6 protein-coding genes are annotated in these 10,868 nt (G+C 49.1%); 1 reads left to right on the top strand and 5 read right to left on the bottom strand.

Annotated elements, in window-relative coordinates; translation table 11 throughout:
- Window positions 1–135 precede the first annotated feature (135 nt).
- Window positions 136–954 (bottom strand): ion transporter, encoded by an 819-nt coding sequence (locus HMPREF9999_RS00230; protein ID WP_009436212.1) that lies wholly within the window; start codon window positions 952–954, stop codon window positions 136–138.
- 784 nt (window positions 955–1,738) lie between these two features.
- Here HMPREF9999_RS00230 and nifJ point away from each other — a divergent pair.
- Complete coding sequence (gene nifJ, locus HMPREF9999_RS00225; RefSeq protein WP_009436210.1) at window positions 1,739–5,317, top strand: pyruvate:ferredoxin (flavodoxin) oxidoreductase; 3,579 nt, start codon at window positions 1,739–1,741, stop codon at window positions 5,315–5,317.
- A 169-nt stretch (window positions 5,318–5,486) separates the two neighbouring features.
- On the opposite strand, the gene HMPREF9999_RS10395 is transcribed toward nifJ, so the two are convergent.
- From HMPREF9999_RS10395 to HMPREF9999_RS00210, 4 genes are all read right to left on the bottom strand, one after another.
- Complete coding sequence (locus HMPREF9999_RS10395) at window positions 5,487–5,636, bottom strand: hypothetical protein (protein ID WP_157049565.1); 150 nt, start codon at window positions 5,634–5,636, stop codon at window positions 5,487–5,489.
- 215 nt (window positions 5,637–5,851) lie between these two features.
- On the bottom strand, window positions 5,852–6,421 hold the full coding sequence (gene rfbC / locus HMPREF9999_RS00220) for a dTDP-4-dehydrorhamnose 3,5-epimerase (RefSeq protein ID WP_009436208.1): 570 nt from the start codon (window positions 6,419–6,421) through the stop codon (window positions 5,852–5,854).
- A gap of 321 nt (window positions 6,422–6,742) precedes the next feature.
- On the bottom strand, window positions 6,743–7,618 hold the full coding sequence (gene rfbA, locus HMPREF9999_RS00215; protein ID WP_009436207.1) for a glucose-1-phosphate thymidylyltransferase RfbA: 876 nt from the start codon (window positions 7,616–7,618) through the stop codon (window positions 6,743–6,745).
- 242 nt (window positions 7,619–7,860) lie between these two features.
- Window positions 7,861–10,659 (bottom strand): discoidin domain-containing protein, encoded by a 2,799-nt coding sequence (locus HMPREF9999_RS00210; protein ID WP_009436205.1) that lies wholly within the window; start codon window positions 10,657–10,659, stop codon window positions 7,861–7,863.
- Window positions 10,660–10,868 lie beyond the last annotated feature (209 nt).

Genomic DNA, 10,868 nt, shown 5'->3' with positions numbered 1-10,868 from the left:
AGTAGCACTTTTACTGTCTAATGACCGATTGGGGCTTATATTCTATGTTTCATTGGCGTAATCACCAGCAAGAGAGATTTTGCAGTGTGATTACGCCAATTGTGGTTGCGTCAATTGCAGTCAGACTAATCGTGATTACGCCAATTTTTCACCGCATTGTGAACAGAAACGGTCGGTCTTTCGCACCCGGTGTCCGCAGCGTGGGCAACATCCTTGTTGCACTGGCTTTGAGGTTTCGTCGACAAACGTAGCCGTTACAATGCCCGTGGGGATTGCAATGATGGTGTAACCCAAGAGCATCACCATGGATGAAAGGATTTTTCCAAATGGTGTCACCGGGGTGACATCGCCAAACCCGACTGTGGTCATCGTTACGATGGCGTAATAGACAGAAGTGCCCAAGTCGGTAAACTGTGTGTTAGGGGCGTTGCCCTCTACGATGTACATGAGTGTGCCTATACACGTGACAAGTATGAGGACGAAGAGGAAATAGACCAAAATCTTATTGAGACTTCTGCGGAGGGATTCCAAAAGAAGGTAGCCTTCATGGAGAAAACTAAAGAGTCGAAACACGCGAAACACGCGGATGAATCGGAAGGAACGGAGCAACAACATGTAGCGCGCGCCAGGGAAGATGAACGCTAGATAGAGCGGAAGGGTGGAGATGAGGTCGATGATGCCGAAGAAACTCAAGGCGTATCGCATCGGTCGCCGTGTGCAGTAGAGTCGTGCCACATAGTCGAAAGTGAAGATGACGGCAAAGACATATTCTAAAATCTCAAGAGCCACCTGAAAAGGGTGGGCGAGTGAGGGCATACTCTCCACAAATGCCGTGATGATGCTCGCCAGGATGCCCAAGATGAGCACGATGTCGTAGGTCTTTCCTGCTGGAGTGTCTGCCAAAAAGATGATGCGAAAGAGTTTTTCTTTATCTAACCAATCGGGGCGTTTCATGAGTCGTTGATGAGTGTGAGGGTGGGTGTATCGTGAGTCCTCTTCTATGGTTTATCAAGAGCTATTGTCGGAGTCTAAGATTGTACATGACTCTCTATAATAGTTGAGCGCAAAGATACAAATTCGCGCGTAGATAGGTGGCGAAAAGGAGTGAGAAAATCTGTGAAACAAGAAAGTGAAGGCCCAAGACGTGAGGGAAATTTCTGAGGAAGTCTAGAAAAAAGTTCGAGAGATAGATAAAAATCTCTGAGAGTCTGAAGGAAAGAATAGATGTTATTTAAGGATTAAAAGGTCGTGGTGTATTATTATAAAAGAATGGAAACTTAGTGAGTCTGCAGAAGAATACAGCGAAAAGGAAGGAGTAGAAGGAAGTGTCAAGATGAGATAAAAAGGCACTTAAAAAAAAGAAGAGAAAAATCTCATTCGATATTTCTCTAATCACTAGGAAATCATTACCTTTGCAGCATACATTGTAATCATTACAGCCCTGCTTGCCCTCATCGACAAGCATTCTGGCCTGACTAGCCAGCTCTGAGTAGACAAGATTGCCGTAGACATGCTTAGACGTTGAACACGAAGCGTTAAGCGTTGGAGACCGTGCATCAGCCTCTTTCGTTTTTTGCTCTCGCTCCACCATCTAATGCCCTGACTAGCCTATACTCCGCCCTGCACAAAGGGACATTCTTTAGAGATATAGACTAGCAATTCGTGTCGAAGGACTTATATTTCACACCTACTCCTCAAGGACATCAACAACAACATAACAATAAAAACCATAGGCTCTATGGCAAAGAAATTCATTACTTGTGATGGTAACCAAGCCGCTGCGCACATCGCCTACATGTTTAGCGAAGTTGCAGCTATCTATCCCATCACCCCCTCGTCCACAATGGCCGAATATGTCGATGACTGGTCGGCACAAGGTCGCAAAAACATGTTTGGCGAAACCGTACTCGTGCAGGAAATGCAGAGTGAAGGTGGCGCTGCAGGTGCTGTGCACGGCTCACTTCAAGCTGGTGCATTGACCTCTACTTTCACCGCATCTCAGGGTCTTCTCTTGATGATCCCCAATATGTATAAGATTGCGGGTGAATTCCTCCCTTGCGTGTTCCACGTTTCTGCACGTACCATTGCCTCTCACGCACTCTCTATCTTCGGTGACCACCAAGACGTGATGTCTGCTCGTCAGACTGGTTTTGCCATGTTGGCCGAAGGTTCTGTGCAAGAAGTGATGGACTTGGCCGGTGTGGCTCACCTCGCTTCTATCAAAACTCGTGTGCCCTTCATGAACTTCTTCGATGGTTTCCGCACTTCGCATGAAATCCAGAAGATTGAAATGCTCGAAACTGAGGATTTGAAGCCCCTCGTTGACCAACAAGCTCTCTCTGATTTCCGCAACCGCGCCCTTACGCCTGAGCGTCCTGTGGCTCGCGGTATGGCTGAAAACCCCGAAACTTTCTTTGCTCACCGCGAAAGTTGTAACCCCTTCTACGAGGCTGTGCCTGAAGTTGTAGAGGAATACATGAACGAAATCTCTCGCATCACTGGTCGTAAGTATGGTCTCTTCAACTATTATGGTGACCCCGAAGCTGATCGCGTGATTATCCTCATGGGTTCTGCTTCTGAAGCTGCCCGCGAAGCTATCGACTATCTCCGCGAAGAAAAGGGTGAAAAGGTGGGTCTCGTGAGCGTACACCTCTATCGTCCATTCTCTGTGAAGCACCTCCTCGCTGCAGTGCCCAAGACGGCAAAGCGCATCGCTGTGCTCGACCGCACGAAGGAACCTGGTGCTAACGGCGAACCTCTCTACCTCGACGTGAAGGAAGCCTTCTACGATCAAGAAAATGCTCCTCTCATCGTGGGCGGTCGCTATGGTCTCGGCTCTAACGACACCACACCTGCACAAATCATGTCGGTGTATGAGAACCTCCAATTGCCCGAACCTAAGAACCACTTCACCGTGGGCATCGTGGACGACGTGACCTTCACTTCACTTCCTCCCAAAGAAGAAATCAGTCTCGGCGGTGAAGGTATGTTCCAAGCTAAGTTCTATGGTCTCGGTGCTGATGGTACTGTTGGTGCTAACAAGAACTCTGTAAAAATCATCGGTGAAACAACCGATAAGTACTGCCAAGCCTACTTCTCTTACGACTCTAAGAAGTCTGGTGGTTTCACTTGCTCTCACCTCCGCTTCGGTGATCATCCCATCCGTTCTACCTATTTGGTGAACACCCCCAACTTTGTGGCTTGCCACGTGCAGAGTTACATGCACATGTATGACGTGTTGCGCGGTATTCAGCCCAACGGCACATTCCTCCTCAACACCCTTTGGGAAGGTGAAGACCTCGTGCGCAACATGCCTAACAAGATTAAGCGCATCCTTGCTCAACGCAACATCACGGTCTACACCATCAACGCAACAAAGATTGCGCGCGAAATTGGTCTTGGCAATCGCACCAACACCATCCTCCAAAGTGCCTTCTTCCGCATCACCAACGTGATTCCTGTAGACAAGGCTGTTAAGGAGATGAAGTATTTCATCGAGAAGACTTATGGCAAGAAGGGTCAAGACATCGTGGAGAAGAACTACGCTGCAGTAGATCGCGGTGGAGAATACCAAGAATTCCCCGTAGATCCCGCTTGGGCTTCTCTCGCAGATGATGCTAAGGTGGACGATGGAGCTCCTGCATTCATCACCGACATTGCTCGCGTCATCAACGCACAAATGGGTAACGACCTTCCCGTGAGTGCCTTCAAAGGCTTAGAAGATGGTACTTGGCACCAAGGTACTGCCGCTTACGAAAAGCGCGGTGTGGCTGCCTATGTGCCCGCTTGGGATTTGGAAAACTGTATCCAATGTAACAAGTGTGCTTACGTTTGTCCTCACGCTTGTATCCGTCCCTTCGTGATGGACGAAGCAGAGAAGGCTGCATCTCCCAACTTGAGTGCTATCGAAATGAAAGCTCCTGCCCAAATGAAGGGTATGAACTTCCGCATCCAGATTTCTGTGCTCGACTGCACGGGTTGCTCAAACTGCGTAGACGTTTGTCCTGGTCGTCCTAAGACTGGTAAGGCACTCTCTATGTCTCCTCTCCAAGACCAACTTGGCGAAGCTGACAACTGGAAGTACCTCACTGAGAAGGTGACCAACAAGGGCCATCTCGTGGATGTCGCTTCCAACCCCAAGAACTCACAGTTCGTACAACCTCTCTTCGAATTCTCTGGAGCTTGCGCAGGTTGTGGTGAAACTCCTTACGTGAAACTCGTTTCTCAGCTCTTCGGTGACCGCGAAATGGTGGCCAACGCTACAGGTTGCTCATCCATCTACTCAGCTTCTATCCCCTCCACGCCTTACACCACCAACGCAGAAGGTCATGGTCCTGCATGGGCTAACTCACTCTTTGAAGACTTCTGCGAATTTGGTCTCGGTATGACGCTTGCCAACAAGAAGATGCGTGCACGCATCGAACTCATCTTCAAGGATGCCATCGCCAATGGTGGTGAGCACGTGAGCGAAGAGTTCAAGGCTGCTGCTGCTGAATGGCTCGAAATGAAGGACGACGCTGCTGGTTCTAAGGCTGCTGCTGCGAAGCTCAAGCCCATGATTGCCGCTGGCAAGGCAGCAGGTTGCCCCATTAGCAAGCAACTCGACGAACTTTCTCACTATCTCACCAAGCGTTCACAATGGATCATCGGTGGTGACGGTGCTGCTTACGACATCGGTTACGGCGGTCTCGACCATGTCATCGCATCTGGTGAAGACGTAAACATCCTCGTGCTCGACACTGAGGTGTACTCTAACACTGGTGGTCAGTCTTCTAAGTCTACTCCTACAGGTGCTGTGGCTAAGTTTGCAGCTTCTGGTAAGCGCATTCGCAAGAAAGACCTAGGTTTGATTGCCACCACTTACGGCTATGTTTACGTAGCACAAGTGGCTATGGGTGCAGACCACAACCAAACCCTCAAGGCTATCCGTGAGGCAGAGGCTTATCCTGGTCCATCACTCATCATCGCCTACTCACCCTGTATCGCTCACGGTTTGAAGGCTGGTATGGGTAAGAGCCAACGCGAAGAAGAACTCGCCGTGAAGTGTGGTTACTGGCAGCTTTGGCGCTACAATCCTGCGCTTGAAGATCAAGGTAAGAACCCATTCTCACTCGACTCTAAGGCTCCTAACTGGGATGAATTCCAAGACTTCCTCACTGGTGAGGTGCGTTTCCAAGCGCTCAAGAAGCAATTCCCCGAACAAGCCCAAGAGCTCTTCCAAGCTTGCGAAGACAATGCTCGCCGTCGCTATCAAAGCTACGTGCGCATGACTCAGCAAGATTGGACCCTCCCCGAAGCTGAAACTGCTGAGGCATAAGCCTTAACACTGACTATAAGCGCGACATCCTAGTGTAGGATGTCGCGCTTTTTGTTTTTTCTTGGGGGAAATGTTGAGATATTTGGGGAGAAATCGAGATGTCTTTTACGGAAGATGTTGTATATGCACGTGAGAAGACCAGGTTAGCTTGAGAGAGTGCTTCGTTCTTCTATGCGAGAATAGGCTTACCCTTCAGTGAGATAATCCCCATCTTTTCAGAGAATGCCTCAGTGATTTGAGAGGAAGTCGCATCAATCTCTGTTTTTCGGACAATACCTGCATGGAACCAGAGCGATGCACCCATTGTTGAAAACCACATAGGGGACTCCGTCGCCTTTTTGCACCCACTTTCTTTTTTTTACCCTGCGCAAAGGACAAAAAAACGCGGCATTCCGAGGTGAAATGTCGCGTTGTGCTTATAGCGTTAAGGAGAAATCTTCGTAGAAGTGGGGGACACTTAGCCGTGAAGGCTGGTGAGAGCACAGACAGGGTGTACGCCTTTTGTCGCTGCCTATTGTAGAGAGGAGAGTGGCTTTAATACAACTCCTCGCCCCAGATGAAGTCGTGGGGAGCATCGGCAAGGACGGGGTGGTGCTGGTCTTTAGCACTCAAGATGGCATCGGTGATGGGCATGCGCCAGTCGATGTCGAGACTCTCGTCCATGAGCGAGATGCCCGCATCGGATTCGGGAGCATAGTAGTTGTCGCACTTGTATTGGAACACCGCTTCTTCGGAGAGAACCGCAAAACCGTGGGCAAAACCACGAGGGATGAAGAGTTGGAGGTGATTGTCCTCACTGAGTTCTACAGCTACGTGCTGACCGAAGGTGGGACTGCCCTGACGGATGTCTACTGCCACATCCAGCACGCAGCCGCGGGTGCAGCGCACGAGTTTGCTCTGCGTGTGGGGCATGCGCTGATAGTGCAGGCCACGCATCACACCGCGGGTGGAACAAGATTCGTTGTCTTGCACAAAATTGATGGGGCGTACTAAGCGGTTGAATTCTTGTTGGGAGAAGGATTCAAAGAAATACCCGCGATCGTCGCGAAACAATTGGGGTTCGAGGATGACAACGTCCGGGATAGCTGTGGAGTGAACAATCATTGTGGGAGAAAAATCTATGGAAGGTCGGAAGTTAGTGGGAGAGATGAACAAAAAGTTCGGAGCATCTCAGGAAAACGACGGAGCATTTCGGTTAGAATACTCCGACGTTTTTATTATGGTGTCGCGAGGATAAGGGAGGGATGGGTGATCATCACCTCAGCTCTCTTCTTAGAGCGAGTCCCATGGACTGAGACTGCGTGTGGCTGTAGCCCTTTCCCACCTGAGCAGCAAGGTCTAGAAGCTTAGGTGAGCCGTAAGCCTGCTACGTAGGATGAGGCTTGGAGCGCAGAAATGGGGCAGTGCAGTGGGGTGTCTCAAAACCTAGGGGGCAATCATTTTGAGCAAATACTGCCCATATTGATTTTTAATCATGGGCTGCGCTATGCGCTCCACCTCGTCAGCTGATAGCCAACCTTGACTGTATGCGATGCCTTCGAGGCAAGCCACTTTGAGCCCTTGCCGTTTCTCTAACACCTCGATGTATGTGGAGGCTTCGGAGAGCGAATCGTGGGTGCCGGTGTCGAGCCATGCAAAACCGCGCCCGAGGGTAAGCACTTGTAGCTCGTTGGCCTCAAGATAGTGTTGATTCACCGTTGTGATTTCCAGTTCTCCGCGTGCCGAAGGTTTGATGTTGGCTGCCACGTTCACCACCGAATTGGGGTAGAAATACAAGCCCACCACGGCATAATTGGATTTAGGGTGCTCGGGTTTCTCTTCGATAGAGGTGCAGCATCCTTCGTCGTCAAAGGTGGCCACGCCATAACGCTCAGGATCATTCACGCGATAGCCAAAGATAGTGGCGCGTTGCTCCTTTTCCGCTGTAGCTACAGCCTTTTGGAGCAGTTCGGTGAAGCCAGCACCGTGGAAAATGTTGTCGCCAAGCACCAAGCACACACTATCGTCGCCGATGAATTCTCGGCCGATGATGAAGGCTTGTGCGAGTCCATCGGGCGAAGGTTGCTCTGCATAGGAGAATTGCACGCCAAAATCGCTACCGTCTCCCAATAGTCGTTGGAAGCCAGGAAGATCGTGTGGTGTGGAGATGATGAGAATCTCTCGGATGCCAGCCAGCATCAACACAGAGATGGGGTAATACACCATCGGTTTGTCGAAGATAGGGAGGAGCTGTTTGCTCACTCCTTTGGTGATGGGATAGAGGCGCGTGCCGCTACCTCCTGCCAGAACGATTCCTTTCATGAAGGATAGACTTTAGAGATTAGACCTTTATGCTGGGGGAATGCCACCATAGAGGAAAGTTTGCGTGAGAGGGGGAAGCCATATAGCCAATCCTTTGTAGGAGAGGAACTGAGCTTCAAGCCCAAAGTTACGATTTTTGACCAAGGTTGCCAAAGAATTGACCAAAAAAATCCCACACCTTCGAAAAGAAGGTGTGGGACAGAAAGAGAGTTTCAGTTATCTATGAACTAAAGATAGGCTGGTTATTTCACCACTTTCTTACCATTCACGATCACTACTTGTCCTTGAGCAGGTGTGCTCACGCGACGTCCTGAGAGGTCGAAGGCAGGAGCTTGGGTAGTGGTCGTAGTGCTAGAAGAGATAGCCGTAGGATCTACCACCTTGAGGAGGAAGTCGAAGATGTAACCGCCGTTGTCATTGATGAAGTTGCTGGTATATCCACCATTGAATTGACCAGCGGGGTCGAGGTTATTCCAGTCTATCTTCAAACGCATGCGGTAGACACCAGGAGTTTCAGGAGCAGTGAATGCAGGCATCTTGATGAAGCCATTCTCGATAGTGGCTTGATTTCTTGCGCTCTCACCCAGAGAGTTGAAACCCATGTAGTGGTTATAGGCCACCACTTCGGTGTTGCTCTTACCAGCTTCCACATTTTCCCAAGCAAACTTCTTGTCTTGGTTAGCATCGATGTAGACATAGCCATGCATCCACACGTTGTTGTATTGAGGCTCAATGGTCACTTCTGCGCCAGCAGGTGCTTCAACCACATAGTCGAGCATCTCATTGTATACATTTTCGGGTCTTTCTTCTTTGAGGAATTCCGTAGTTTCACCATTGACCGTTGCACGGAAGCCTTTTGAGAGGCGGTCTTGGCGTTTCACTTGAAGGTTAGAATACTTGTCCCAGTGCACCGCATAGTCAGCTCTCATCCAAGGTTCGATGGGAACGAGCTTGAAGTTCTTGGCAGGATCTACGAATGACTCCACCAAACCTGCAAGGTCACTAGTACCTACATTGATGAAGCTCACACCAGTGAGGAGGTTAGCGAGCAGTTCTTTGAACTTGCTCATCTGCTCTTGAGTGTATCCACCCACCATCGTGTTGTAGAGATGGTCCATTTCTGAGCGCAGTTGGTATACCGTTTCGATGAGGCCCAGTAAATAGTACTTTTGCTCTTGCATGAACTTAGTGGTGAAGTCACTCTTCCGGATGGCTTCTTCTGCCTTTTCGATAGCCACATCAGCCTTAGCCAAAGCCTCTGCCAAGAGCGCATCAGCTTCTTGCTTTTGAGTCGTAGAGCTCACAATGTCTTTTACAATGCCATTGATAGCCTCACGAGCTGCCTTTTCGATGGTTTCGGGATTGCCTTGATAAGGACGAAGCTCTTGGTCTAGACCTGCCAATGCCTTGTTGAGAGCTGTTACTTGTTCTTCAGTAGCAGCAGTGGTGCCTGCAGGGAATACCACTTCTGAGTAGAGCGCAATCTCACCATAGGTGAAGAATTTTTTGCCAGTATTGGTCTTATTCACCACAAACTTCAATGCGCTGTAGGGCTTTTGCGTGTCGATGTCGAGGACACCAGAGATACCACCGATGCCTTTCACTCCATGCGTGTTGATGTTGCCTGAAGCCTTTTCGGTCTTAATCTTAGTCCAGGTGTAATTATCTCCATTAGGTGTGCCACCATAGATGTCAATCTCTGTGGGGCGGTCATTGAATTCACCATTTGCGTTACGAGCTTCATAAGCAAACTTGAACTTCGTCACTTCGTCAGGATTGTCAAACTTGAACATCAAGTTGTGCTCCTTGCCGTTGTTGCCTTGGTTGGTAGACCAGTTAGAGTGGAAGAACGTAGTGTTCTTGCCGTCGAGCAATTCTGCGTAGCTACCTTCAGATGGTTCCTTATTGTCGCTCCACATTTGTGAGCCCTTTTCGATGAATTGGTGCTTCACCACACGAGGCTTTGGACCAGCCACTTCTGTTTGGAAGAGTTGGAATTCTGAGTAAGTGAAGAAGTCTGAGCCAGAGTTGGTGCGGAGCACGTCGAAGCGGAAAGCATCGTATGCCTGATCAGCAGAGAATTGGAAGTAACCACCATAAGCACCTACGCCTTCGAAGTTGGTCTCGGTGTTAGGCTTTTCGTTGGCAATAGTTGTGAAAGGCTGTGCTTCCCAGGTGATAGTACCGTTGGCTTGCTTCTTACCTCCGTAGATAGCAATCTTTGTGGGGATGTTGTAGGGGTTTTGCTTGCGCTTCTTGTAGTCTACTTGGAAAGTCTTGTGGCCAGAAGTGTTGTCGAAGGTCACCTGGATGTTTGCCACTTTAGGATGTCCTCCTTGATAGCTAGAGTGGAAGTAGGTGGTTTCGTTGTTGTCAATGAGATTTTTAATTGGTCCTTCAGTGGGATCTTGCGAATTGGTATTCAGCTGTGTCTCAGCCGTGATCAGGCCACTGCCCTTTTTTTGGTAAGCAGGCACGGTAGCAGCCAACACGTCTGCTCCGATATTCTTAAGGGTGAGCTTGTTAGCTTGCAAAGAGGCATAAGCACGCATCTTTTCTGCACTGACGAAATACCAGCGAGAAGGAGCACTTTCTTCACCGCCGATACCAGCATTCCAGCGTACAACATTGTTGGTATTGTTGTTGTGGAGAGACACTTGTGAGCCAGTAGTCGTTGTGTCCGCAAATGAATAGTAGGTGTAGCCTTCTTCATCATACGTAGAAGACAGCTTATAGCGGAACTCTTCGGTCTGCGTGCCAATAGGAGTGTTGAAATTTCCTACTTTTCCGATGTAGCGTTGCGAGAGAACATTCTTGAAAGCCACAGCTCCTTCGTTGTTCACATCAAACTCAAAGAGTGAAGCAGGAAGTTTATTGGCATCAAAAGGATATGCTTTCACCACATTACCCTCCACCATCATGATGCGATTGGAGGCTTTGTTGTAGAAATAGCCTTGTTCGGCTGTTGATTGCGCCTTTGCCGAAGATGCTAAGCCAGCAGCGAGCACCAGCGCAGGGAAGAGAGCGTAAAGTTTATTCATATGTTTGATTTGTTGTTTTGATTTTTCACTATTGCTATTCTCGTCAAGGAAGCTGTTCCACGCTATTTTTATTTAATGTTGCAGGGAGAGTTCGTTTTTCTTGATGTTTCCTCGCATCACGTTGTCGCAATCTCCATAAAGTAGTGCAGGGATTGCGACGACACGAGAGGAAACTCAAATGCTTTTCTACGTGTTGTGGGCTGTTTACA

Source organism: Alloprevotella sp. oral taxon 473 str. F0040, from assembly GCF_000318095.2.
Lineage (GTDB): Bacteria > Bacteroidota > Bacteroidia > Bacteroidales > Bacteroidaceae > Alloprevotella.
Note: the sequence above shows the minus strand (reverse complement) of the source record. Positions and strands in the feature narration are given on the sequence as shown.